This is a genomic window from Mycobacterium sp. 134 (assembly GCF_048282715.1).
Classification (GTDB): domain Bacteria; phylum Actinomycetota; class Actinomycetes; order Mycobacteriales; family Mycobacteriaceae; genus Mycobacterium; species Mycobacterium septicum.
In genome coordinates this window covers 2,329,370-2,353,762 of sequence record NZ_JBLVUN010000008.1, presented here as the reverse complement: position 1 = coordinate 2,353,762, position 24,393 = coordinate 2,329,370, and the positions used below count along the sequence as shown (strand labels likewise).

The window sequence follows — 24,393 nt, the reverse complement described above, 5'->3', positions numbered from 1 at the left end:
AGACCACCGATGACCACCGGTTTTGACCGCGAACAGGACGAACTGGCAAACGGATTCACCCCCTTCCCCGAGGACCGCGCCGAGGTATACCGCCGGGCCGGGTACTGGCAGGGCAAAGCGCTGGACAGCATCCTGCGCGAGGCCGCCGAACGCTGGCCGGACAAGCCGGCTGTCGTCGACGCCACCGGCAGTCACACGTTCGCCGAACTGGACGCACTCGCCGACCGCATCGGCGCCGCGCTCGCCGCCCGCGGGATCAAACCCGGCGACCGCTTCCTGGTGCAGCTGCCGAACACCCGCGAATTCGCAGTCGCCACCTTCGCACTGCTTCGGGCCGGAGCGGTCCCCGTCCTGTGCCTGCCGGGCCACCGGTCGGCCGAGCTGGGCCATTTCGCCGAAGTCAGCGGCGCGGTCGGGCTGGTGATCCCCGATGCCATCGCCGGATTCGACTACCGCGAGCTGGCCGCCCAGGTCTCCTCCGAACACCCACGGCTGAGTCACATCCTCGTCGACGGCGACCCGGGTTCCTTCGAACCCTGGTCGGCCCTCAAAGATTTCGACGACACCCCGCTGAACGTCACCGTCGACAGCAGCGGTCCCGCGGTCCTGCTGGTGTCCGGCGGAACCACCGGGCTCCCCAAGCTCATCCCCCGAACCCACGACGACTACATCTACAACGCGGCCGCGTGCGCACAGGCGTGCGAAATGGTGCACGACGACGTGTATCTCGCGGTACTGCCGGCTGGACACAACTTCCCGTTCGCCTGCCCGGGCCTGCTCGGCTCGATGACGGTCGGCGCGACCACCGTCTACACCGACGACCCCAGCCCCGAATCGGTCTTCGCCCTGATCAACACCCACGGCGTGACGGTGACCGGACTCGTCAACGCCCTGGCCAAGCTGTGGGCCCAGGCCTGCGACTGGGAACCGGTCCTGCCGACGTCGCTGCGGGTGGTCCAGGTGGGTGGATCCCGGATGTCGCCGGACGAGGCGCGATTCGTGCATCAGGGCCTGAGCTCGGGGCTGCAGCAGATCTTCGGAATGGCCGAAGGGATGCTGAATTTCACCCGGCCAGGCGATCCGGTGGACGTGGTGGAGCACACCCAGGGCCGGCCGATGTCGCCACATGACGAGGTGCGCGTGGTGGACGAGGACGGCCATGAGGTCGCCCCCGGGCAGGAGGGTGAGCTGCTGGTGCGCGGCCCGTACACCATCAACGGGTACTACCGCGCCGAGGAGGCCAATGCCCGGTCCTTCAGCCCCGACGGTTTCTACCGGACGGGCGACCGGGTCCGGATCTTCGCCGACGGGCCGCGGGCCGGCTACGTCGAGGTGACGGGCCGGATCAAGGACGTCATCCATCGCGGCGGCGAGACGGTGTCGGCCACCGATCTGGAGGACCATCTGCTGTCCCACCCGGCTGTCTTCGCGGCCGCGGCCGTGCCGCTGCCCGACGATTACCTCGGTGAAAAGATATGTGCTGCCGTGGTTTTCAAAGGTGCACCGATCAGCCTGGTTCAGCTCAACGAGTTCCTCGACGAACGCGGGGCGTCGGCCCACGCCCGGCCCGACGTACTGGTCCCGATGTCGACCCTGCCCGCCACCGCGGTGGGCAAGGTCGACAAGAAGAAGCTGATCGCCGCGATCACCGGGTGAGTGAGCGGCCCGCCTCGGGATCGAGCAGCTCGATGATCCGGGCCGTCACAGCCGCCGCGGTGGGATGCTCCCACAGCAGGGTCGGCGGCAGTGACAGTCCGGTCTGCTTCTCCAGCTGGCGGCGCAGCCGGACCGTCATGATCGAGTCCACGCCCAACTCCACCAGCGGAAGGTCGACGTTCACGTCGGCCTCCGCGAGCCCCAGTTGGCTTGCGACCGCGGTCAACACATGGGCCGCGAGCTGATCGGGGTCGTACTCCCCCGCACTCGACGACGACGGCTCCGACGCGTCGTCGGGTTCGTCCTCTGGCGCCACGTCCGCCAGGATCGGCACCGCCGCGGCTGCGGGCAGTACCGGCAGCACCACGATGTTGGCCGCGTCCTCACGCATCGCCAGATCGAGTGCACCCATCGCGTCGTCGGCGCCGACGGTGCCCATGCCGAGTGCATCCAGTTGAGCCGCAACGAACTCCGATGCCGAACCCATCCCCAGCCCGCGCCATGCGGTCCACGCGACTGCCGTGGTGCGGTCGCCCAGACTGCGCCGGTGCCGGGCCATCGCGTCCAGGAACGAGTTGGCGCAGCCGTAGGCCGCCTGGCCCGGGAACCCGGCCAGGTAACCGCACGAGGAGAACAGCACCATCCAGTCGAGCTGCTCGGGCGGGAACACCTCATGCAGGACGAGCGTCCCGTGCACCTTCGGGTGCATGGCGGCGGTGAAATCATCGGAAGTCGTATTCACCAGCAGCGCACCGGCTTCCACACCGGCGGCGTGGATGACACCGCGCACCGGCGGCAGCGGGCGCAGCACGTCCCGCAGGGCGTCGGCCGATCCGGGCGCGCCGACGTCGACGGCGGCGACGGTGACCGACACGCCGCGCTCTTCGAGCGCGGTGACCGCACGGACCGCAGCCGACTGCGTGTCCTCGGCCCAGCCCGATCGGTCGGCCAGGCCCGAGCGTGACAACAGGACCAGACGGCGCGCCCCGAGATCGGCCAGCCGTTGGGCCATCCGGAGACCCAGCACGCCGGTCCCCCCGGTGATCAGATACGTACCGCCCGGCACACACTGCATCGGGGCCGCCTGTATCGGGGCAGCCGGGCCCGTGCCGGATGCCGAGAGACGCGCGGCCATGGCCACCCCGTCACGGACCACCAGCACGCCGTGTCCGGCCAGCGATCCCAGCGCTGTCAGCGGCAGGCATCCATCGGCCACATCGATGACACCGCCCCACAACTGCGGATGCTCGGCGGCGGCGACCCGGCCCAGTCCCCACAACGGCGCGTGGGTCACATTGGCTCCCTCGTGGACGCCGACGGTGAGCGCCCACAGTCGTGCCGACAGCCCCAAGCGCTGCTGCAGCGCCAGCGTCCTGGTCACCAGGTCGACGGCGGCCTCGGGCGAGTCGTCGTCACGCGGCAACACCAGTACCACCGCGGAATCGCCGAGTTCGCTTGGCAAAGCGCCGAACTCGACGTTCGACTCCAGTTCGGCGGGGTCTTCCAACGCCAGGTAGGGCACCGAGGCCGCGGTCAGGTCGTCGACCGCGGTTTCCAGCCGGTCGACGTCTCCGCCGACGAGCACCACCCCACTGGGACGACGGTCGTCATGGGCCGGCACCGCTTGCCACGACACCCGGTGCACGATCCGGCGGATGTCGGTCGGCGACCATTCGCGCCCCGAATTCTCCAGCTCCTCGAACGCCATCCCGCCGATCGACAGCAGCACCGATCCGGATTCATCGGTGATCGCCACATCGGTCGTGGTGGTATCCGGCCTGCGCCGGACCGACAGCATCGCGATGGCCGGCGGTCCGCCGTGAACACGAACCCGTTCGATCCGGGCAGGCATCCGCAGTCGTGGCGGTCCGTCGAAGCTCGTCGAGGCGGCCGAGGTGGCCGCGTCCACCAGCGAGGCCCAGGTGTTCGGCTGCGCGCCGTCGGACTCGGAGCTCACGCGGGCCAGCAGTTCACCGTCACCGCGACGCAGATCCTTGATGTCCCAACCGAACCCCATGGCGGCGACCCCGAGTTCGGCCAGGGTGTCGATCACGTGACGTGGCGGCAGCTGCTCGGTACAGTGCGCGCGGGCCCCAGCCAGGTCGACGGAAAGGTCGACGTTCTCGTCGTCGTCAAGAGCGACCACCGCACTGCTGTGCGTCAACCAGCCGCCGTCCTGATCCTCGGCAGTGTCTGCCAGCCGTGACGCCAGGGTCAGCTCACGGTCGGCCAGCACCACCTGGAGATCGCGGGCGCGCCCGGGTGCCACCGGCGTGCGCAGCCGGACGTCCGTCAGCCCGGCGCCACTTCCGGCCGCCGTCAGAAAGGTGTTCAACAGCACCGCGGCCGGCACGATTTCGGTGCCCTGTACCGGATGGTCGCCGGGGTACGGCCGGGTGTCGAAATCCAGCCGTGTCTGCCACATGCGGGTCGCGACGGTTCCGGCCACCTCGGTGCGGCCACCCAGCAGCGTGTGACCGGTGGTGTCGTGCACTGCGCGCCCGCCGGGCGCCGCAGTGGGCACCCGCCAGAAGTGCCTGTGCTGCCATTGCGTGAACGGGAGGTCGGCGGTCCACGGATCAGCCTCGGCGACACCATGTTCGACGCCGGCGCCGTGGCAGTACAACGAGGCGATCGCGGTCATGACGGCCGGCGACTCCGGCGTGTTGCGACGCAGCAGTGGCACCACCGCGTGCTCGTCCATACCGAGGTGCAACAGCGTCTCGACGATCGAATGCGACACGACCGGATGTGCGGAGACCTCCAGGAACAGCCGGTGCCCGTCCTCGGCAGCCGCGGTTACGGCCTCGGCGAACCGGACCTGCCCGCGCAGGTTGTGCACCCAGTAGTCGGCGTCCCGCGGTGCTGTGGAGCGGGGGTCTGCCAAAGCCGTGGTGTAGAGCGGGATCACCGCATCCCGGGCCGGGGCGAGCCCGGCGACGTTCTCGGCCAGGGCGCCGGTCAGATCGTCCATCGCGGGACTGTGGAATGCCACGTCCGTGTTTACCCGGCGCACCACGATGCCCTGCTCGCCCCAGGACTCGCAGATCTCCTCGACCGCATCGGTGATGCCCGAGATGACACAGGATTCGGCCGAGGCGCTGATGGCCGCCACCACATCGGTGCGACCAGCCAGCCGCTGGGCCGCCTCCGCGAGCGGCAACCGCACCAAAGCCATCGCACCGCAACCCATCACGGACCGGAAGCCCCGGGCCCGGTAGCAGGCCACGGCCGCGCCCTGGCGCAACTCGAACACGCCGGAGACCACGCAGGCCGCCACCTCACCGACCGAGTGCCCGATCACCGCGGCAGGCCGCACACCCCGCTCCCGCAGTACCGCGGCCAGCCCGACCTGCATCGCGAAGGTCAGCGCCTGGATCCGATCGGTACCGCCCAGCTCACCTGTGCTCAGCGCCCCGCGCGCGGAGAACCCGAGCTCACGCCCGAAGACCTCGTCGACCTCGTCGATCACGCGGGCGAAAGTCGGCTCGGCCGTGAGCAGTTCGCGGCCCATGCCGGCCCAGTGTGAACCGTGGCCGGAGAACACCCACACCGCGTCCCGGGCCTGCCCACCCGGAAGCTCACCGGTGACCAGCCCGGCACCGGATTCACCGCGGGCCAAGGCGTCGAGGCCGGCGATCAGTTCATGCCGATGCTCGGCGACGACCGCGGCCCGCACCGGCTCGTGCCCGCGCCGTGCCCACAGCGTGGCGGCCACCGGCGCCATCTCCTGGTGCCCGGCCCGGAGGTGGTCGGCGAGCGCTTCGGCCTGACGGGCCAGGCGCTGTCCGGACCGTGCCGAAAGCGGGACGATCAGCGGACCGGGCACATCGTGCGACGTCGTATTCTGCTGTGCTGGAGCCTCTTCGAGCAGGATGTGCGCGATCGTGCCGCCGTAGCCGTAACTGCACACCGCAGCCCGGCGCGGGGTGTCGGTGCGCGCCCAGGGTTCGGCCTCGGTGGGCACCCGAAGCCCGCTGTTGGCCCAGTCGACCGCACCGGTGAGTTGCCGTAGTCCGGCGGTGGGCGGGATCGCCTCGTGATGCAGGGCCAGCACCGTCTTGATCAGGCCCATCACCCCGGCGCCGCCCTCGAGGTGGCCGATGTTGGGTTTGACCGACCCGATGCGGCACCGCTCCGCCTCTGCGCGTCCCGCGCCGTACACCTCGGCGAGAGCACCGACCTCGGTGGGATCGCCTGTGGGAGTTCCTGTTCCGTGCGCCTCGACATATCCGACGCCGGCCGGATCCACACCCGACATCCGGCACGCCAGCCGGAACATGTCCGCCTGGGCCGCGCCGTTGGGAGACATGATGCCCACGGTGCGCCCGTCCTGGGCGGTGGCACCGCCACGCACCACGGCGAGGATACGGTCACCATCGCGTTCGGCGTCCGCGAGCCGTTTGAGCACCACCACGCCCGCACCCTCGCCGCGCCCGTAGCCGTCCGCGGCGGCGTCGAAGGTCTTGCAGCGGCCGTCGGGGGCGGTGGCCCCGGCTTCGTCGAGCACCCGGGTCAGACCCGGGCCGATCAGTGCGCTGACCCCGCCGGCCAGGGCCAGCGACGTCTCGCCGGCCCGCAGCATCTGGCACGCCTGGTGCACCGCGACCAGTGAGGCCGCGCACGCGGCGTCCAGCGCCACGCTCGGCCCGCGGAGATCGAGCAAATGCGAGACCCGGTTGGCGATACCGCACAACGAGGTTCCGATGCCGGTCCACGCGTCGATCCCGGGCAGGTCCTCCATGATCAACTTGCCGTAGTCGTCGGAGTTGACGCCCATCAGCACAGCGGTGTCGCTGCCCGCCAGCGCCCTCGGCGAGACTCCGGCGTGTTCGAGCGCCTCCCAGCTGACCTCGAGCGCCAGCCGCTGCTGGGGATCCATCACCTCGGCCTCGCGCGGTGAGACACCGAAGAACTCGGCGTCGAATCCGGCCAGGTCGTCGAGAAAGGTGCCCAGCCGGGTGACCTCGCGCAGCACTGCCGCATTCCGGGGATCGCGCCGCAGGTAGGGCTCCCACCGCTCCTCGGGCACCTCGGTGATGTTGCTGCGCCCTTCCAACAGGAAGTTCCAGAAGTCCGAGGGCGTGGCAACGTTGCCGGCGACACGGCAGCCCAGTCCGATGACGGCGATGGGTTCCGGGGTCGAAGTCTCGGGTCCCATGTCAGCAGGACCCCGCCGCAAGGTAAGTCTGGATAGGCTTGCCTAAATACGCTGCCGACATGCGGACAATAGTGGCACACGATCCGAGACGGCAGGAGTTCTACCTCAGAACCAGCTGTGAATGTCCTGGGAAGCCCCCAGGCGGCGATGACGTGCAGGTTTGCCGGTCGAGGCGGCGGTTTTGACTACCCGTTGGCCCTCGCGGACGACCGCCGTCGGCGTGTTAGCTCACTCACATGCCGGCTCGGCTCCTTCGACGAGGTACGGCGACAACGTGCTCAGCTTTTCGCAGGTCTCCTCGAACTCGCGGTCGGGCGTGGACTCGGCGATGATGCCGGCGCCGGCCCGAAGCCAGGTGTGTCCGTCTGCTTCATACGCCGCCCGCAGCGCGAGCGCTGCGTCGAGGGAACCGTCGGCCGAGAACATCGCCACCGCCCCCGAATACAGCCCGCGCGGCAGTTCGTCGAGCCGCAGGATCGCGTCGACACCCTCGGCCTTGGGAATTCCCGATGCCGTCACCGCCGGGAACAGCGCTTCCAGCGCGTCCATGCGATCCATCGACGGGTCGAGGCGGGCCCCCACCGTGGACCCCAGGTGCTGCACGCTTCCCCGCTCACGAATGGTCATGAAGTCGGTGACCGTCGCCGTGCCGGGTTCGGCGACCTCTGCAATCTCCTTGAGCGAACTACGCACGGATATCGCGTGTTCGACGATTTCCTTGGAGTTGGACTCAAGATCGTCGCGGGCGGCCTGATCGTTGGCCGCGCCGCGACCGAGCGCCCGGGTTCCGGCCAGTGGTTCGGTCACCACGAGCCCGTCCTGGTGCACGGCGGCGACGAGTTCGGGGCTGTAGCCGAGCGCACGAAGTGAGCCGAGCCGCAACAGGAATGACCGCGCCGGGTTGTTGTGCCGGCGCCCGAGCCGGTAGGTCGACGGGAAGTCGAGCCGGAACGGCACGTCGAAGCGCCGCGACAGAATGACCTTCTGATACTGACCTCGGCCGATCTCGTCGATCGCCGACGCCACCCGGTCACGGTAGCCACTGCCGTCCTGCCGGATGTCGACGCCGCGAGGGTCGGCCGTGGGCGGGAGGCCCTCGGCGATCAGCCGCCGCACGACGTCGTGGTCGCTCTCGCGGCCACCGAGCACGGTGACCCGCTCCGCGGTGACCTCGATCTGGGTCAGCGGACTGAAGACCCGCGCCAGTGGCGTCTTCGGCGGCAATCGGTCCTCGAGGCCGAACTTGAATGCGCCGAATTCGAATGCGACCCAGCCGAATGCGGTGTCGGCGTGGGTTTCGGAGTCGGCGAGCATCAAATCCACCGCTTCGCCGAGCACGGCACCCGGCCTACCGGTCCATGGCCGGCGGGCCGCTACGGCCCCATCCCGGGTGAGCCGCAGTTCATCGCTGTCCAACTCGACACCGCACTGCGCTCCGGAAGCCAGAATCCACCGGTTTCCCCGCTCGTACACCACGTAGTCACTGCCGTCGCCGGACAGCGCGCGAGCGATTTCGGCGACCAGGTCGGCTGGGCCGGTCGAGTTGTCACCCACAGGCAGCTCGAACGAGGCGAGCGCGGCCGAAGCATTGCAGTCAGCTTGGTCGTTCTTGGTGAGCATTTGGCAAAGCGTAGCCTCGCCTTACCCATTGCGCAGACCTACGTATTTACTACGGAATCAATATCTTTCGCACAGCAGTCACCCGATACAGACACAGTCAACTCACAGACAACTCACAGATTGTCTCGCCAGCGGGCTCCGCCGCCTACGCCAGCAGGTCCCGGACGACCCCGTCCGCGAGCAGGCGGCCACGATCGGTCAGCACCAGGACTTCTCGCTGCCGCAGGAGAAGCCCTTCACCACAGAGAGTTTCGGCGCGAACCTGTTCGCCGGCATCGAGCAGCGCCACCGGGAGACCGTCACGAAGCCTGACCCGCAGCATCACTTCCTCCACATGCCGGTCCCGAGCATCGAGCTTCTCGAAATCGGCGATGGGCAACCGGTCTTCAGCCAAAGTCTGCGCATAAGCATTGGGGTGCTTGACATTCCACCACCGGGTATCCCCCAGGAAGCCGTGTGCTCCGGGGCCGGCGCCCCACCACTCGCCACCGCCCCAGTAGCCGAGGTTGTGCCGGCACTCCCCGCCTTCGGCGCTCCAGTTCGACACCTCGTACCAGTGCAGGCCCGCCGCCGAGAGCCGGCTGTCGAGCAGTTCGTAGCGCTGCGCGAGCACGTCGTCGTCGGGCCGGGCGATCTCGCCGCGACGCACCCGCCGGGCCAGGGCGGTGCCGTCCTCGACGATCAGCGAATACGCGGACACGTGGTCGACACCGGCACCCACCGCGACGTCGATCGAGCGCCGCAGATCGTCGTCGGTCTCCCCCGGCGTGCCATAGATGAGATCGATGTTGACGTGTTCGAACCCCGCGGCCCTGGCCTCCTCCGCCGCCGCAGGCGCGCGCCCCGGGGAGTGCGTGCGGTCCAGCACCGCCAACACCTGCGGCGCAGCCGACTGCATGCCCAGGGACACCCGGGTGTAACCGGCCTCGCGCAGCGTCGCGAACATCTCCGGCGAGGTGGACTCCGGGTTGGCTTCGGTGGTCACCTCGGCGCCGACCGCCAGGTCGAAGTTGTCGCGGACGGCTCCGAGCACCTCTGCCAGGCCGGTGCCGCCGAGCAACGAGGGCGTGCCGCCGCCGACGAACACCGTCTGCACGGGCACGGAACCGACCCTCTCGGCCGCCAGCCGCAGTTCCACGCGCAACGCGGCCAGCCAGCCGTCGGGGTTCGCACCACCCAGTTCGGCGGGTGTGTAGGTGTTGAAGTCGCAGTATCCGCACCGCGTCGCGCAGAACGGGACGTGGATGTAGATGCCGAACGGGCTGCCTTCCGATGAGCGCTCGCGCGAAGAGCATGATCCAGCGCGGGCCAACTCCGGTTGGCCGACAGGCGCGGTACGGGTGCTCATGATTTTGATTTTCCCAGACTGTCCAGCGAGGACTTTTGCTCACCCTGAGCGCAAATATGGCCCGGTTAGGGCAGGTGACGACAATCGTGGCACAATGGCGTCGTGACTGCCGCCCACAACAGCACCACCCGCATTCAGCTGGTGGCCCGTCGGCATGTCGATTTCAAGCGCGTCTGTAGCTGTTGCTGTCTGCCTTAATCGTGCGTTGATTTCGGAACCCGCCCGCCCAATACATTCAGCTGGCCGCCGGATCTGCGCCGCCGGACAGCCCCACCGGCGATAAGCGCATTCCAGCGGTCGGTTCCATAAGAGGAGCCAAGCAATGACCGAGGTTCAAGCCCAGCCACGACCCGCGAAGACTCGCGACGAGGGTCAGTGGGCGCTGGGTAGCCGCGATCCGCTGAACCCCAACGAGGTGTTCAAACAGGAGGATGACGCCCTCAACGTCCGGGCCCGCATCCTCGACGTCTACTCCAAGCAGGGCTTCGACAGCATCGACAAGACCGACCTGCGCGGCCGGATGCGCTGGATGGGCCTGTACACCCAGCGTGAGCAGGGCTACGACGGCACCTTCACCGGTGACGACAACGCCGAACTGCTGGAGGCCCCGTACTTCATGATGCGGGTGCGTTCCGACGGCGGCGCGCTGACCGCGAAGTCGCTGCGCACACTCGGCGAGATTTCGACTGAATTTGCCAGGGACACCGCTGACATCACCGACCGGGAGAACATCCAGTACCACTGGATCCGCATCGAGGACGTCCCCGAGATCTGGCGCCGGCTCGAAGAGGTCGGTCTGCAGACCACCGAGGCCTGCGGCGACTGCCCCCGCGTCGTCCTGGGTTCGCCGCTGGCCGGTGAGTCCCTCGACGAGGTGCTCGATCCGACGCCCGCGCTGGAAGAGATCGTCCGCCGCTACATCGGCAACCCGCTGCTGTCGAACCTGCCGCGCAAGTTCAAGACCGCGATCTCGGGCCTGCAGGACGTGGCGCACGAGATCAACGACGTGGCGTTCATCGGCGTCAACCACCCCGAGCACGGCCCCGGCCTCGACGTGTGGGTCGGCGGTGGCCTGTCCACCAACCCGATGCTGGCCCAGCGCCTGGGTGTGTGGGTGCCGCTGGACGAGGTGCCCGACGTCTGGGAGGGCGTCACCTCGATCTTCCGCGACTACGGCTACCGCCGCCTGCGCAACAAGGCCCGGCTGAAGTTCCTGGTCAAAGACTGGGGCCCGCAGAAGTTCCGCGAGGTGCTGGAGACCGAATACCTCAAGCGCAAGCTGATCGACGGTCCTGCGCCCGAGCAGGTGCCCCACAACATCGACCACGTCGGCGTGCAGAAGCTCAAAAACGGCCTCAACGCCGTCGGCGTCGCACCGATCGCCGGCCGGGTGTCCGGCACCATCCTGACCAAGGTCGCCGAGCTGGCCGAGGCCGCCGGATCCGATCGAATCCGGTTGACCCCGTACCAGAAGCTGATCGTGCTCGACGTGCCCGACGACAAGCTGGCCGAACTGCGCGCCGGTCTCGACGCGCTGGGCCTGTCCTCGACCCCGTCGCGCTGGCGGCAGAACGTGATGGCCTGCACCGGCATCGAGTACTGCAAGCTGTCCTTCGCCGAGACCCGGGTGCGGGCACAGAGCCTGGTACCCGATCTGGAGGAGCGCCTCGCCGACCTGAACTCGACGCTGGACGTGCCGGTGACGGTCAACCTCAACGGCTGCCCGAACTCGTGCGCCCGCATCCAGATCGCCGATATCGGCTTCAAGGGGCAGATGATCGACGACGGCGACGGGCCCGAGGAGGGCTTCCAGGTCCATCTGGGCGGCAGCCTCGGCCTGGACAGCGGATTCGGCCGCAAGCTGCGCCAGCACAAGGTGTTGTCCACCGAGCTCGGTGACTACGTCGAGCGGGTTGTCCGCAACTTCGTGAAACAACGCGAGGACGGCGAGCGTTTCGCCCAGTGGGCCGTTCGGGCCGACGAGGCGGACTTGAGGTGAATGACGTGACTGAGACCGAATTGCAGGAGCTTGCGGAACGCGCTGCCGCCGAGCTGGCCGACGCCGGCGCCGAGGAGCTGCTGCGCTGGACCGACGAGCACTTCGGTGGCAATTATGTGGTGGCCTCAAACATGCAGGACGCCGTGCTCGTCGAGATGGCCGCCAAGGTCCGCCCTGGCGTCGATGTGCTGTTCCTGGACACCGGCTATCACTTCGCCGAGACCATCGGGACCCGTGACGCCGTGGAGCAGGTGTACGGCGTGAACGTGGTGAACGTCCGTCCCGAGAACACGGTTGCCCAGCAGGATGAGCTGCTCGGCAAGGACCTGTTCGCCCGCGACGCCGCTGCCTGCTGCCGGATGCGCAAGGTGGAGCCGCTGGGCAAGGCCCTGGCGGGCTACACCGCCTGGGTCACCGGTATCCGCCGGGTGGAGGCGCCGACCCGCGCCAACGCCCCGCTGATCAGCTGGGACGCCGCCTTCGGCCTGGTGAAGATCAACCCGATCGCAGCCTGGTCCGACGACGACATGCAGGCCTACATCGAGGCCAACGACATCCTGGTCAATCCCCTTGTGTACGACGGCTATCCGTCCATCGGCTGCGCCCCGTGCACGAGCAAGCCGGCGGAGGGCGCCGACCCGCGCAGCGGCCGGTGGGCCGGCCAGGCCAAGACGGAGTGCGGGCTGCACGCCTCGTGAGGTCTCTGTGACGCTCGTTCTCACAGCACACGGCAGCGCGGACCCGCGTTCGGCGGCCAACGCGCACGCCATCGGCGGGCATCTGCGTCGCCTGCTTCCCGACACCGAGGTGCGGGTGGCGTTCTGTGAACAGAACGCACCCAACCTCACCGAAGTGCTGCCCGATGTCGAACCCGGCGCCGTGGTGGTGCCGCTGCTGCTGGGCAGCGCCTATCACGCCCGGATCGACATTCCCGAGCTCATCGCCAACTCGGGCGCCGAGGTCACCCAGGCCGATGTGCTCGGCGACGATCCCCGCCTGCTGCAGGTGGTGCGGGAGCGGCTGACCGCGGTGGGAGTGTCCCGCTTCGACGCCGACCTCGGCGTGATCCTGGCCGGAGTCGGCTCGTCGCATCCTGCCGCCAATGCGCGGACCGCCGCCCTGGCCGGCGCGCTGGCCGAGGGCACCCGCTGGGCCGGTACCCAGGTGGCGTTCGCCACAGGACAGACCCCCTCCCTGCCGGAGGCCGTCGATCGCTTGTATCGACGCGGCGCCCGGCGGCTGGTGATCGCGCCCTGGTTCCTGGCGCATGGTCGTATCACCGACCGGGTCGCCGAATTCGCCTGCACCGCAGGGATTCCCATGGCGGAACCGCTTGGCCCGCACCGCCTGGTGGCGGCCACGGTACTGGATCGCTACGAAGAGGCGCTGGCCGTGCGCAGCGCCGGCTTCGCCGCCTGACCCCCGCTCTTTCTCAGGGCGATCACGCCCCCGGGTACCGCCCGGGGGCGTCTTCATCGGCTTGACTCCTATACCCCAAGGGGTATATTCGGGTTTATTGGTATACCCCCCTAGGTATATAGACCGCCCACCTGAGGAGTTGAACAATGAAGTTCATCCAGTACTACCTGGACTGTCTGTCCCATGCGTCGTACCTGATCGGCGATGAGTCCACGGGCCGCGCCGTCGTCGTCGACCCGCAGCGCGACGTCTCCGAGTACGTCGCCGACGCCGAGAAGCTCGGCATGACGATCACCCACGTGATCGAGACCCACTTCCACGCAGACTTCCTGTCCGGCCACCTCGAGCTGGCAGAGGCCACCGGCGCCGAGATCGTGTACTCATCGGTTGCCCAGCCGGAGTTCGACCACATGGGAGTCGAAGACGGCCAACGCATCTCACTGGGTGAGGTGGTGCTCGAATTCCGCCACACCCCGGGACATACGCCCGAGTCGATGAGCATCGTGGTCTACGAACATGCCGACGACGCCGTGCCCTACGGCGTCCTGACCGGAGACACCCTGTTCATCGGCGACGTCGGCCGGCCCGACCTGCTGGCGTCGATCGGTTTCACGCGAGACGAGCTGGCCGACAAGCTCTACCACTCGTTGCACGAAAAGCTGTTGCCGCTGCCCGACGCCACCCGGGTCTTCCCGGCCCACGGCGCGGGTTCAGCCTGTGGCAAGAACCTGTCCACCGAGCTGTCGTCCACCATGGGTGAGCAGAAGCAGACCAACTACGCGCTGCGCGCTCCCGACAAGCAGTCGTTCGTCGAGCTGGTCACCGCCGGCCAGCCGCCCGCCCCGGGCTACTTCGTGTACGACGCGATCCTCAACCGCAAGGACCGCGCGCTGCTGGACGAGGAGGCGATGCCGGAGGCACTGGACTACCGCCAGGCCACCGACGCCGTGGCCGGTGGCGCCATGCTGATCGACGGCCGCAGCCCCGAGGACTTCGCGATGGGTCATCTGCGCAACGCGATCAACATCGGGCTGGCCGGGCGCTACGCCGAGTTCGCCGGCTCGGTGGTCAAACCAGACGCCGACATCGTGCTGGTCACCGACCCGGGCGAGGAACGTGAAGGCAAGAACCGGCTGGCCCGCATCGGATTCGACCGGGTGCTGGGATACCTGGACAACCCGGAACGGACGATGTTCGAGCACCAGGACGATGTGACCGTCGCCTCACGGTTGACCGCCACCGCCTTCGGTGAGCGGGCCGCCACCGTCGAGAACCTGCAGATCGTCGACGTGCGCAATCCCGGTGAAACCGAGGCGGGCATGATCCCCGGCGCGGTCAACATTCCCGTGGGTCAGTTGCCGGACCGGACCGGCGAATTGGATCCCGCCCGCCCGACCGTGGTCTACTGCGCCGGCGGCTACCGCTCTTCTGTGGCGGCCAGCCTGCTGCGCCGGCGCGGCTTCACCGATGTCAGCGACATCCTCGGTGGTTACGGCGCCTGGGCCGACAGCGCCCAGACCGCCTGAGCCAGCCCACCCGCGCAAATCGTCCGAGAGACAGGAAAACACAACAAGTATGTCCACCCCACTCAAGCACGAGGTCCTGATCATCGGCGGCGGCACGGCCGGGATCACCGTGGCGGCCCGGTTGCTGCGCAAGCACTACACCGACGTGGCGATCATCGAGCCGTCCGACAAGCACTACTACCAGCCGCTGTGGACCTTGGTGGGCGGCGGCCAGGCGACGGCCGCAGAAACCGAGCGTGCCGAAGCATCGGTGATGCCGCGCGGCGCCACCTGGATCAAGAGCGCGGTGACATCAGTCGACCCGGACGCCAACACGGTCACGTGTGCCGACGGTGCGACGTACTCCTACGACGTACTGGTGGTCGCCCCCGGCATCCAGTTGGACTGGGAACGCACCGAGGGTCTGACCGACGCCCTCGGCAAGGACGGTGTCTCGTCGAACTACCGCTTCGACCTCGCCCCGCGCACATGGGAATTCATCCGCGACACCCGATCCGGGACCGCGGTGTTCACCATGCCCTCTGGCCCGATCAAGTGCGCCGGCGCGCCCCAGAAGATCGCTTACCTGGCCTGCGACCACTGGCGGCGCCAGGGTGTGCTCGACGACATCGACGTGCATCTGGTGGTCCCGACCCCGCGGATCTTCGGCATTCCCGCGATCGCCGACAACCTGGACAAGGTCATCGCCGACTACGGCATCACGCTGCACACCGGAAGTGAGGTGCGGTCCATCGATTCGGCGTCCCGCAAGGTCACCATGACCAATGTCGCCGAAGGTATCGACACCGTTCTTCCCTACGACGTACTCCACGCAGTCCCGCATCAGTCGGCACCGGACTGGATCAAGACCAGTCCGCTGTCCACGAGCCATGTCGGCGGGGACGCCAACGGGTACGTCGACATCGACAAGCACACGATGCAGCACGTGCGCTACCCGAATGTATTCGCACTCGGCGACGCGGGATCGTCACCGAACTCGAAAACCGGTGCGGCCATTCGCAAGCAGGCACCCGCCGTGGTCGAGAACATCGGCGCGGTCCTGAGCGGACGCCCGCTGTCGGGATCCTACGACGGCTATGCGTCCTGCCCGATTGTCACCTCCTCACGGGAGATGCTGCTCGCCGAGTTCGACTACGACTTCGCACTCAAACCCTCCTTCCCCCTGCTCGATCCGGTCAAGCCGCACCGGCCGTACTGGCTCCTAAAGAAGTACGGGCTGCCTGCCATGTACTGGAACCTGATGTTGAAAGGTCTTGCCTGATGTCCACCTCGTCGATCATCGACGCCGCCGAACTGAACGAGCTTAAGCAGACCGGCAACGGCCCGCGGCTCATCGATGTCCGCACCCCCGGCGAGTTCGAAACCGCCCATATCCCAGGCGCTTACAACGTGCCACTGGACCTGCTGCAGGAGCATCGGGACGAGATCGCCCAGCACCTCGACGAGAACGTCGTGCTGATCTGTCGCTCCGGGCAGCGGGCGAGCACCGCCGGCCAGACGCTGCGCGACGCGGGCCTGCCGAATGTCTCGATCCTCGACGGTGGCATGACCGCCTGGCAGGACAAGGGATTCGGGGTGCGCCGCGGCGCACAGCGCTGGGACCTGGAACGCCAGGTCCGCCTGGTTGCCGGTTCGATCGTGCTGAGCAGCGTCCTGGGCAGCCTCGCCGCTCCCAAGCTGAAGTGGATCGCCGGGGCGATCGGGGCCGGGCTGACCACCGCCGCCCTGACGAACACCTGCGCGATGGGCATGATGCTGGCGAAGCTGCCGTACAACCGGGGTGCATCCTGCGATGCCCAGAGCGTCGTTGAGCAGCTGATCGGTTCCACGCAAACGCCTTCCGGCGCGTTGGCATGATCGCCGTCGCTGTCGCGCTGGCCGTCCTGGTCGGGGTGTCCCTCGGACTCCTCGGCGGGGGCGGCTCGATCCTGACCGTTCCACTGCTGGCATATGTGGCCGGCATGGAGGCCAAGCAGGCGATCGCCACCTCGCTGCTGGTCGTCGGGGTGACCAGCGCGGTCAGCACCTTGTCACATGCGCGCGCCGGCCGGGTGCAATGGCGCAGCGGCCTGATGTTCGGGGCGGCCGGCATGGTCGGCGCGTACCTGGGCGGACTGCTGAGTTACGTCGTACCCGGATCGGTACTGCTGACCGCCTTCACGGTGGTGATGATCGCCACCGGCATCGCAATGATCAAGGGCCGCAAGGCATGCGACCCGACAACCCGGACGATGCCCGCTGCCAAGGTCCTGCCGATGGGGCTGGGGGTCGGCGTGGTGACCGGAGCCGTCGGAGCCGGCGGCGGGTTCCTGGTGGTGCCCGCCCTGGCGCTGCTGGGCGGCCTACCCATGCCTGTCGCGGTGGGAACCTCCCTGCTGGTGATCACGATGAACTCGGCCGCGGGCCTGGCCGGGCATCTGAGCACCGTGCCGATCGACTGGACGATCGCCGGCGCCGTCACCGCTGCCGCGGTGCTGGGCAGTCTGATGGGCACCCGGCTGACCACGCACGTCGACCCCGACGCGGTGCGCCGGGCCTTCGGCTGGTTCGTGTTGCTCATGGCGTCGCTGATCCTCGGCCAGGAAGTTCACCCCGCCGTCGGGCTCACCGCAGCCGGCCTCACCCTGCTGGCCGGCCTCGGCAACCTCAGCTGCGCCCGGCTCGGGTGGTGTCCGCTGCGATGGATCTTCGGTCCACCCGCTACGACAACATGACCATACACACATACCCCCACGGGTATGATGACAAGCAACTGACCCAACCGTGAAGGGGGACAACATGATCTGCGACGAGGAATCGATCGCCGCCATCCTCAACCGGCTCCGGCGCGCGCAAGGACAGCTCGCGGGCGTCATCTCCATGATCGAGCAGGGTCGCGACTGCAAGGACGTCGTGACCCAGCTCGCCGCGGTGTCCCGCGCGCTGGACCGCGCGGGATTCAAGATCGTCGCCACCAGTCTGCGCGAGTGCATCAACGGCAACAGCGACGAGACCATGGACGTCGCCGAGTTGGAGCGGCTGTTCCTGACCCTGGCCTGACCGGGTGGGGCCTGACCGTCTCAGCTGACGGTCAGCGCCTCGTCCTCGTCGTTGGTCTTCTCGGAATCCTTCGAGGGCTCTTCGCCACCCGCCGGAATCTGCACTCCCCCGGCGATCTGAGGAACGCGCGTCGCGCGCACATAGACCGTGTCGCCCTCCCGCAGCCCCAGCGCCTCGGCGTCACCGCGGGTGATCTGCGCGGTGAACGGGACATGGGTTGCGGCGCCGGTCAATTCGACCCGCACCTCGAAGCCGAGCATCACGATCCGGTCAATGGTGGCCCGCAGTACCCCGGTGGCCTCGGCGGTGCCGTCCCCGGCCGCGACGGCCAACTCCGGGTTGCGGCCGACCCGAATATCGTGCGGGCGCACCAAGATCCCGTTCAGCTCCGAGACCGCACCCAGGAACGACATCACGAACGCGTTCGCCGGCTCGTCGTAGACCACGGTCGGTGAGCCGACCTGCTCGATGCGCCCCTTGTTGAGCACCGCGATCCGGTCCGCCACGTCGAGCGCCTCGGCCTGGTCGTGGGTCACCAGCACGGTGGTGACGTGCACCTCGTCGTGCAGGCGACGCAGCCAGGTGCGCAGGTCGTCACGCACCTTGGCATCCAGCGCCCCGAACGGCTCGTCGAGCAGCAGCACCTGCGGGTCCACCGCCAAGGCCCGCGCCAGCGCCATGCGCTGACGCTGGCCACCGGACAGCTGGTTGGGATAACGGGTCTGAAAACCGGCCAGCCCCACAACTTCCAGCAGGTTGTCGACCTTCTCCTTGACCTCGGCCTTGGGACGCTTACGGATCTTGAGGCCGAATGCCACGTTGTCGCGGACGGTCAGGTGCTTGAACGCCGCATAGTGCTGGAACACGAACCCGATACCGCGGCGCTGCGGCGGCACCCCGGTGACGTCGCGCCCGTTGATGGTGATGGTCCCGGTGTCGGGCTGGTCCAGGCCCGCGATGGCGCGCAGCAGGGTGGACTTGCCCGAGCCACTGGGGCCCAGCAGTGCGGTCAACGAACCTGACGGCACCTCGAAGTCGATGTTGTCGAGCGCCGCAAAATCGCCGTAATGCTTGTTGGCGCCCCGAACCACGATCGCGTCGGTCATAGCTCTTGTCTCCTTCTCGGGCCTATTGCGCGGCCTTGATTCGGCGTCGGTCGAGGACCACCTGGACAACCAGGACGATCACGGCGACAGCCATGAGCAATGTCGAGATGGCGTACGCCCCGTACACCGATTCGGCGGTACCGCGGTTGTAGCGGTCGGCCACCAGCAGGGTCAGCGTCTGGGAGGTGCCCGGCAGGTTCGATGACACCATGATCACCGCGCCGAACTCCCCCAACGTGCGGGCGATGGTCAGCACGATGCCGTACGTCAGGCCCCACCGGATCGAGGGCAGGGTGATCCGCCAGAACGTCTGCCACCAGGTCGACCCCAGCGTCGCGGCAGCTTCTTCCTGATCGGTGCCGATCTCGTGCAACACCGGCTCGACCTCGCGGATCACGAACGGGACCGTGACGAAGATGCTGGCCAGCACGATGCCGGGGAAGCCGAAGATGATCTTGAATCCGAGGTTGTTCTCGACGAAGCCGAGCAGCCCGGCCGAACCCCACAGCAGGATCAGCGCGACACCGACGACCACCGGCGATACGGCGAACGGCAGGTCGATGATCGCCTGCAGGGCACTCTTGCCGCGGAAGCGGTTGCGGGCCAGCACCAGGGCCGTGGGTACCCCGAACAACACGTTCAGCGGCACCACGATCGCCACCACCAGCAGCGACAGCTGCAGGGCCGAGACCGCCGCGGGCGTGCCCACCGATGCGAAGAACGCTCCGACCCCTGGACTGAAGGTCCGCCACAGGATCAGCCCGACCGGCACCACCACCAGCACCGCCACATAGGCCAGTGCCAGAAAGCGCAGCAGGTAACGCACCGACGGTGAGAGCGTCATGCCGAAAGCTCCTCACGTTTGGCCGCACGCGAACCCACCGCCCGCAGCACGAACAGCACCACGAACGAGATCACCAGCAGCACAATGGAGATAGCCGCGGCGCCGGTCCGGTCATCGTTCTCGATCAGGGTCCGGATCCACTGCGAGGACACCTCGGTCTCGCCGGGAACCGCACCACCGATCAACACCACCGATCCGAACTCGCCGATGGCTCGGGAGAACGCCAGTCCGGCGCCGGAGAGTAACGAGGGCAGCAACGCAGGCAGGATGATCTTGGTCAGGATGGTGAAGGTGTTGGCGCCGAGCGACGCCGCGGCCTCCTCCACATCGCGGTCCAGTTCCAACAGCACCGGTTGCACCGAGCGCACCACAAACGGCAACGTGACAAACAGCAACGCAACACCGACACCCCATTTGGTGTGCTGCAGGTGCAGGCCGACCGGACTGGCCGGGCCGTACAGCGCCAGCATCACCAGGCTCGCCACGATGGTCGGAAGGGCGAACGGCAGGTCGATCACCGAATCGACCAGCCGTTTGCCCGGGAAGTCGTCACGGGTCAGCACCCAGGCCACGATCAGGCCGAAGAACAGGTTGACCACTGTCACGCCGGCCGAGATGGTCAGCGTCACCCGGAACGACTCCAGCGCCGCGTTGGACATGACGGCCAGCCAGAAGGCGTTCCACCCACCGCCGGCCGCCTGCCACAGGATCGCCGCCAACGGCAGCAGCACGATGACGCTCAACCAGATCGACGCCGCCCCTACGCGCAGCGAGGTGCTGCCGTAGCGGCCGGGCCGCGCGCCGGGGGTGGAATCCCCCGGCGCGGGCGCAGCCGAATCAGGCTCGGCTGCATCGGTCTGCGTTACTGAAGTCATCCAGTCGCCTGCTTGTAGATCTTGGTGATCGAGCCGTTCTCCTTGTCGAACAACGCCGGGTCGGTCTCTTTCCATCCGCCGAGATCGGCGATCGTCCACAGCTTCTCCGGCGTCGGGAAGTCCTTGGCGAAGTCCGCCGCCACTGCCGGGTCGACCGGACGGAAGCCGGCCTCGGCCCACAGCTTCTGGCCTTCGGCGGTGAACAGGAAGTTCTCCAGGGCCTTGGCCTTGTCGGCGTGGGCGCTGGTCTTCACGACGGCCACCGGGTTCTCGATCTTGAAGGTCTGCGGCGGGTTGATGTGCTCGACGGGCTTGCCCTGGCGTTCGACGTTGATCGCCTCGTTCTCGTAGCTGATCAGGACGTCGCCGGTGCCCTGCAGGAACACGTCGGTCGCCTCACGGCCCGAACCCGGGCGGGTCTTGACGTGCTCGGTCACCAGCTTGTTGATGAAGTCGAGACCGGCCGCGGAATCCTTGCCGCCGTTGCTCTTTGCCGCATACGGGGCCAGCAGGTTCCACTTGGCCGAACCCGAACTCAGCGGGCTCGGGGTGACCACCTCGAGTCCGGGCTGCAGCAGGTCATCCCAGTCTTTGATGCCCTTGGGGTTACCCTTGCGCACCACCAATGACACCACAGAACCGAACGGGACGCCCTTCGTATTGCCCGCACTCCAGTCGTCGGCCACCTTGTCGGCCTTCACCAGTCGGGTGACGTCGGGCTCCACCGAGAAGTTCACGATGTCGGCCGGCTTGCCGTCGGCGACGGCGCGGGACTGGTCGCCCGACGCGCCGTACGAGGTTGTGACCGCAACGCCCTTGCCCTCTTCGGTGGCGGCGAATGCCGGGATGATCTTGCTCCAGCCCGGCTCGGGCACTGCATAGGCGACGAGCGTCAGCGTGGTGTCGGCGCCCGCGGCACCGTGGTCACCGCCGGCGACATCACTGGCACCGCCGCCGCAGCCGACGGCGAGCACGCCAGTGGTGGCCAGGACGGTGGCAGTTCGCCAGAGGCGCACACGCGAGGAGGACCATGGGAACCGTCTGACGTTGGACTTGTAAATGGGCACTGATGACCTTTCTTACGGACAGCGGACAAAACGAGGTCCGTCATGCGGAAAGGCTAGGGAGGCGAGGAGGCGAGAGAAGAGCATCCGGGCACAGAACCGCCACCGACACCAAACCGCGGACGGGTTGGAGTCAGCGACAACAGGCGACGTCAGCAACAGCGCATGAACCCACGGCAATGAGAGCCAAGACATGGCTCTCACTCTTGCCGGACGCTGAATGCATGGCGCGAAGAATAACAGAATTCCGCCGTCGCGCCCGCCGAGCGTCCTGTGTCCCTGTCAGCGGGTCAGCAACCACATCACGATGACCAGGACGACCAGCAGAATCAAGATCAAGGTGACACGTGAGCGTGGCATACCGTTCACTCGGATTCCACCTCGTCTGCCGGGGCGTGGCGCAGTCGGTGCAACCCGGTGATTCCCCAGCCCAGCGCGCCGTCGAGCACCAGCGCACTGCCATAGGCCAGCGCCAGAACCACCGGCATCACGACAGCGGTCTGCACGACGAACGGCAGCCCGGTCAGCCACAGTTCGACGCCGTCCCACCAGTTCAGGATTGCCGCCATGGGGCAAGCGTAGGCGATCGACAAGTGGGCCCGTTATTAGTCCCGTCCCGCCCGTAACATTCGACACGCGTGTCTTGGGTAGACGACACCTGTATCCACGCACGATGATGTGCGGATGGTTCTGCAACACACCGAGCCCACGGATGTCGTCGCGGCACTCGACAAGACATCGGACACTTCCAAGGCGCCCGAGGCGCCGTTGACGGTGACCGCCCCGGTGCCGTACTCCTCCGGCGGGGCACTGCGGAACCCGTTCCCGCCGATCGCCGACTACGGCTTCCTGTCCGACTGCGAGAACACCTGCCTGATCTCCTCTGCCGGATCGGTGGAGTGGCTGTGTGTCCCCCGGCCCGACTCCCCCAGCGTGTTCGGCGCGATCCTGGACCGCAGCGCGGGCCATTTCCGGCTCGGTCCCTACGGCGTGACCGTTCCGGCGGCGCGGCGCTATCTGCCGGGCAGCCTCATCCTGGAGACCACCTGGCAGACCCACACCGGCTGGCTGATCGTGCGCGATGCGCTGGTGATGGGCCCATGGCACGACATCGACACCCGCTCCCGCACACACCGGCGCACCCCGATGGACTGGGACGCCGAGCACATCCTGTTGCGCACCGTGCGCTGCGTCAGCGGCACCGTCGAACTGGTGATGAACTGCGAGCCGGCGTTCGACTACCACCGGGTCAGCGCGTCGTGGGAGTACTCCGGACCGGCCTACGGCGAGGCCATCGCCCGCGCCAGCCGCAACCCGGATTCGCACCCCACACTGCGGCTCACCACCAATCTGCGGATCGGCATCGAGGGCCGCGAGGCCCGCGCCCGCACCCGGCTCACCGAGGGCGACAACGTGTTCGTCGCGCTCAGCTGGTCCAAGCATCCGGCGCCGCAGACCTTCGAAGAAGCCGCCGACAAGATGTGGAAGACCAGCGAGTCGTGGCGGCAGTGGATAAACATCGGCGACTTCCCCGACCACCCGTGGCGGTCGTACCTGCAGCGCAGCGCGCTGACGCTCAAGGGCCTCACCTACTCGCCGACCGGCGCCCTACTGGCCGCGCCCACCACGTCGCTGCCGGAAACCCCGCACGGCGAACGCAACTGGGACTACCGCTATTCATGGATCCGGGATTCCACCTTCGCGCTGTGGGGTTTGTACACACTCGGCCTGGACCGGGAAGCCGACGATTTCTTCTCGTTCATCGCCGACGTCTCCGGCGCCAACAACGGCGAACGGCACCCGCTGCAGGTGATGTACGGGGTCGGCGGCGAGCGCAGCCTGGTCGAGGAAGAACTGCACCACCTCTCGGGTTACGACAACGCCCGGCCCGTGCGCATCGGCAACGGCGCCTACAACCAGATGCAGCACGACATCTGGGGCACCATGCTCGATTCGGTGTACCTGCACGCCAAGTCGCGTGAGCAGATTCCCGAGGCGCTGTGGCCGGTGCTGAAGAACCAGGTCGAGGAAGCCATCAAGCACTGGAAGGAACCCGACCGGGGCATCTGGGAGGTGCGCGGCGAACCGCAGCACTTCACCTCGAGCAAGATCATGTGCTGGGTGGCACTGGACCGTGGTTCGAAGCTGGCCGAACTGCAGGGTGAGAAGAGCTACGCGCAGCAGTGGCGGGCGACAGCCGAGGAGATCAAGGCCGACATCCTGGCCCGCGGGGTCGATTCGCGCGGCGTGCTGACCCAGCGCTACGGCGACGACGCGTTGGACGCGTCGCTGCTGCTGGCGGTGTTGACGCGGTTCCTGCCATCGGATGACCCGCGGGTGCGGGCCACCGTGCTGGCGATCGCCGACGAGCTCACCGAGGACGGCCTGGTCCTGCGCTACCGGGTCGAGGAGACCGACGACGGCCTGTCCGGCGAAGAGGGCACCTTCACCATCTGTTCGTTCTGGCTGGTGTCCGCCTTGGTCGAGATCGGCGAGGTGAGCCGGGCCAAGCATCTGCTGGAGCGGTTGCTGTCCTTCGCCAGCCCGCTGCATCTGTATGCGGAGGAGATCGAGCCGCGCACGGGCCGCCACCTGGGCAACTTCCCGCAGGCGTTCACCCACCTGGCCCTGATCAACGCCGTGGTGCACGTCATCCGGGCCGAGGAGGAGTCCGACAGTTCCGGGGTCTTCCAGCCCGCCAACGCGCCGATGTAGGCCGGGGGCCCACGTTTTACC

General features: G+C 67.8%; 20 protein-coding genes. 11 read left to right on the top strand and 9 right to left on the bottom strand.

Annotation, left to right across the window (positions count from 1 at the left end; genetic code table 11):
• The first annotated feature begins 9 nt into the window (after positions 1-9).
• A complete protein-coding gene (locus ACNQVK_RS16030) occupies positions 10-1,656 on the top strand; it encodes a (2,3-dihydroxybenzoyl)adenylate synthase (RefSeq protein WP_418030296.1) in 1,647 nt (548 codons plus the stop codon).
• On the opposite strand, the gene ACNQVK_RS16025 is transcribed toward ACNQVK_RS16030, so the two are convergent.
• The 3 genes from ACNQVK_RS16025 to hemW all read right to left on the bottom strand — a co-directional run bounded on the left by ACNQVK_RS16025 (position 1,646) and on the right by hemW (position 9,785).
• Positions 1,646-6,817, bottom strand: a complete 5,172-nt coding sequence (locus ACNQVK_RS16025; protein ID WP_418030295.1) for a beta-ketoacyl synthase N-terminal-like domain-containing protein — start codon at positions 6,815-6,817, stop codon at positions 1,646-1,648. The two genes, ACNQVK_RS16030 and ACNQVK_RS16025, sit on opposite strands and share 11 nt — an antisense overlap.
• Before the next feature lie 228 nt (positions 6,818-7,045).
• Entirely contained in the window at positions 7,046-8,437 is a 1,392-nt protein-coding gene (locus ACNQVK_RS16020) for a salicylate synthase (RefSeq protein ID WP_418030294.1), read from the bottom strand.
• A gap of 145 nt (positions 8,438-8,582) precedes the next feature.
• On the bottom strand, positions 8,583-9,785 hold the full coding sequence (gene hemW / locus ACNQVK_RS16015; RefSeq protein ID WP_418030293.1) for a radical SAM family heme chaperone HemW: 1,203 nt from the start codon (positions 9,783-9,785) through the stop codon (positions 8,583-8,585).
• Positions 9,786-9,887: 102 nt separating this feature from the next.
• On the opposite strand from hemW, the gene ACNQVK_RS16010 reads away from it, so the two are divergent.
• From ACNQVK_RS16010 to ACNQVK_RS15970, 9 genes are all read left to right on the top strand, one after another.
• On the top strand, positions 9,888-9,983 hold the full coding sequence (locus ACNQVK_RS16010) for an Ms4527A family Cys-rich leader peptide (RefSeq protein ID WP_407939279.1): 96 nt from the start codon (positions 9,888-9,890) through the stop codon (positions 9,981-9,983).
• A 124-nt stretch (positions 9,984-10,107) separates the two neighbouring features.
• Positions 10,108-11,784 (top strand): nitrite/sulfite reductase, encoded by a 1,677-nt coding sequence (locus tag ACNQVK_RS16005; RefSeq protein ID WP_418030292.1) that lies wholly within the window; start codon positions 10,108-10,110, stop codon positions 11,782-11,784.
• Positions 11,785-11,789: 5 nt separating this feature from the next.
• Complete coding sequence (locus tag ACNQVK_RS16000; RefSeq protein ID WP_418030291.1) at positions 11,790-12,482, top strand: phosphoadenylyl-sulfate reductase; 693 nt, start codon at positions 11,790-11,792, stop codon at positions 12,480-12,482.
• 7 nt (positions 12,483-12,489) lie between these two features.
• Positions 12,490-13,203: a sirohydrochlorin chelatase gene (locus ACNQVK_RS15995; protein ID WP_418030290.1), complete on the top strand. Its 714-nt coding sequence runs from the start codon at positions 12,490-12,492 to the stop codon at positions 13,201-13,203.
• Between the two features lie 146 nt (positions 13,204-13,349).
• Positions 13,350-14,729: an MBL fold metallo-hydrolase gene (locus tag ACNQVK_RS15990; RefSeq protein ID WP_418030289.1), complete on the top strand. Its 1,380-nt coding sequence runs from the start codon at positions 13,350-13,352 to the stop codon at positions 14,727-14,729.
• A gap of 49 nt (positions 14,730-14,778) precedes the next feature.
• Entirely contained in the window at positions 14,779-15,990 is a 1,212-nt protein-coding gene (locus ACNQVK_RS15985) for an NAD(P)/FAD-dependent oxidoreductase (RefSeq protein ID WP_418030288.1), read from the top strand.
• A complete protein-coding gene (locus ACNQVK_RS15980) occupies positions 15,990-16,586 on the top strand; it encodes a rhodanese-like domain-containing protein (protein WP_418030287.1) in 597 nt (198 codons plus the stop codon). The genes ACNQVK_RS15985 and ACNQVK_RS15980 overlap by 1 nt, the downstream gene beginning before the upstream one ends.
• A complete protein-coding gene (locus ACNQVK_RS15975) occupies positions 16,583-17,443 on the top strand; it encodes a sulfite exporter TauE/SafE family protein (protein WP_418030286.1) in 861 nt (286 codons plus the stop codon). The genes ACNQVK_RS15980 and ACNQVK_RS15975 overlap by 4 nt, the downstream gene beginning before the upstream one ends.
• Positions 17,444-17,507: 64 nt before the next feature.
• On the top strand, positions 17,508-17,768 hold the full coding sequence (locus ACNQVK_RS15970) for a metal-sensitive transcriptional regulator (RefSeq protein ID WP_044523023.1): 261 nt from the start codon (positions 17,508-17,510) through the stop codon (positions 17,766-17,768).
• Between the two features lie 20 nt (positions 17,769-17,788).
• Here the strand turns inward: ACNQVK_RS15970 and ACNQVK_RS15965 are convergent, their stop codons facing one another.
• From ACNQVK_RS15965 to ACNQVK_RS15940, 6 genes are all read right to left on the bottom strand, one after another.
• Positions 17,789-18,874, bottom strand: coding sequence for a sulfate/molybdate ABC transporter ATP-binding protein (locus ACNQVK_RS15965; RefSeq protein WP_418030285.1), 1,086 nt, complete (start codon positions 18,872-18,874; stop codon positions 17,789-17,791).
• A gap of 22 nt (positions 18,875-18,896) precedes the next feature.
• Positions 18,897-19,718, bottom strand: a complete 822-nt coding sequence (gene cysW, locus ACNQVK_RS15960) for a sulfate ABC transporter permease subunit CysW (protein WP_211155036.1) — start codon at positions 19,716-19,718, stop codon at positions 18,897-18,899.
• Positions 19,715-20,593 (bottom strand): sulfate ABC transporter permease subunit CysT, encoded by an 879-nt coding sequence (gene cysT, locus ACNQVK_RS15955; RefSeq protein WP_418030284.1) that lies wholly within the window; start codon positions 20,591-20,593, stop codon positions 19,715-19,717. Before cysT ends, cysW begins: the two co-directional genes overlap by 4 nt.
• The gene (locus ACNQVK_RS15950; protein WP_418030283.1) at positions 20,590-21,609 is read right to left on the bottom strand and encodes a sulfate ABC transporter substrate-binding protein; all 1,020 of its coding nucleotides are present in this window, start codon (positions 21,607-21,609) and stop codon (positions 20,590-20,592) included. The genes cysT and ACNQVK_RS15950 overlap by 4 nt, the downstream gene beginning before the upstream one ends.
• 181 nt (positions 21,610-21,790) lie before the next feature.
• Positions 21,791-21,883 (bottom strand): Ms4533A family Cys-rich leader peptide, encoded by a 93-nt coding sequence (locus ACNQVK_RS15945; RefSeq protein WP_418030282.1) that lies wholly within the window; start codon positions 21,881-21,883, stop codon positions 21,791-21,793.
• Between the two features lie 139 nt (positions 21,884-22,022).
• Complete coding sequence (locus tag ACNQVK_RS15940; RefSeq protein WP_090431635.1) at positions 22,023-22,226, bottom strand: hypothetical protein; 204 nt, start codon at positions 22,224-22,226, stop codon at positions 22,023-22,025.
• Between the two features lie 115 nt (positions 22,227-22,341).
• Here ACNQVK_RS15940 and ACNQVK_RS15935 point away from each other — a divergent pair, with 115 nt between their 5' ends.
• Positions 22,342-24,372: a glycoside hydrolase family 15 protein gene (locus tag ACNQVK_RS15935; protein WP_418030281.1), complete on the top strand. Its 2,031-nt coding sequence runs from the start codon at positions 22,342-22,344 to the stop codon at positions 24,370-24,372.
• Positions 24,373-24,393: the final 21 nt, after the last annotated feature.

Bases quoted from the DNA above. Each gene is read 5' to 3' on its own strand.
- ACNQVK_RS16030 (WP_418030296.1), top strand. From the start codon at position 10: ATGACCACCGGTTTTGACCGCGAACAGGACGAACTGGCAAACGGATTC.
- ACNQVK_RS16025 (WP_418030295.1), bottom strand. From the start codon at position 6,817: ATGGGACCCGAGACTTCGACCCCGGAACCCATCGCCGTCATCGGACTG.
- ACNQVK_RS16020 (WP_418030294.1), bottom strand. From the start codon at position 8,437: ATGCTCACCAAGAACGACCAAGCTGACTGCAATGCTTCGGCCGCGCTC.
- hemW (WP_418030293.1), bottom strand. From the start codon at position 9,785: ATGAGCACCCGTACCGCGCCTGTCGGCCAACCGGAGTTGGCCCGCGCT.
- ACNQVK_RS16005 (WP_418030292.1), top strand. From the start codon at position 10,108: ATGACCGAGGTTCAAGCCCAGCCACGACCCGCGAAGACTCGCGACGAG.
- ACNQVK_RS15990 (WP_418030289.1), top strand. From the start codon at position 13,350: ATGAAGTTCATCCAGTACTACCTGGACTGTCTGTCCCATGCGTCGTAC.
- ACNQVK_RS15985 (WP_418030288.1), top strand. From the start codon at position 14,779: ATGTCCACCCCACTCAAGCACGAGGTCCTGATCATCGGCGGCGGCACG.
- ACNQVK_RS15980 (WP_418030287.1), top strand. From the start codon at position 15,990: ATGTCCACCTCGTCGATCATCGACGCCGCCGAACTGAACGAGCTTAAG.
- ACNQVK_RS15975 (WP_418030286.1), top strand. From the start codon at position 16,583: ATGATCGCCGTCGCTGTCGCGCTGGCCGTCCTGGTCGGGGTGTCCCTC.
- ACNQVK_RS15970 (WP_044523023.1), top strand. From the start codon at position 17,508: ATGATCTGCGACGAGGAATCGATCGCCGCCATCCTCAACCGGCTCCGG.
- ACNQVK_RS15965 (WP_418030285.1), bottom strand. From the start codon at position 18,874: ATGACCGACGCGATCGTGGTTCGGGGCGCCAACAAGCATTACGGCGAT.
- cysW (WP_211155036.1), bottom strand. From the start codon at position 19,718: ATGACGCTCTCACCGTCGGTGCGTTACCTGCTGCGCTTTCTGGCACTG.
- cysT (WP_418030284.1), bottom strand. From the start codon at position 20,593: ATGACTTCAGTAACGCAGACCGATGCAGCCGAGCCTGATTCGGCTGCG.
- ACNQVK_RS15945 (WP_418030282.1), bottom strand. From the start codon at position 21,883: ATGCATTCAGCGTCCGGCAAGAGTGAGAGCCATGTCTTGGCTCTCATT.
- ACNQVK_RS15940 (WP_090431635.1), bottom strand. From the start codon at position 22,226: ATGGCGGCAATCCTGAACTGGTGGGACGGCGTCGAACTGTGGCTGACC.
- ACNQVK_RS15935 (WP_418030281.1), top strand. From the start codon at position 22,342: ATGGTTCTGCAACACACCGAGCCCACGGATGTCGTCGCGGCACTCGAC.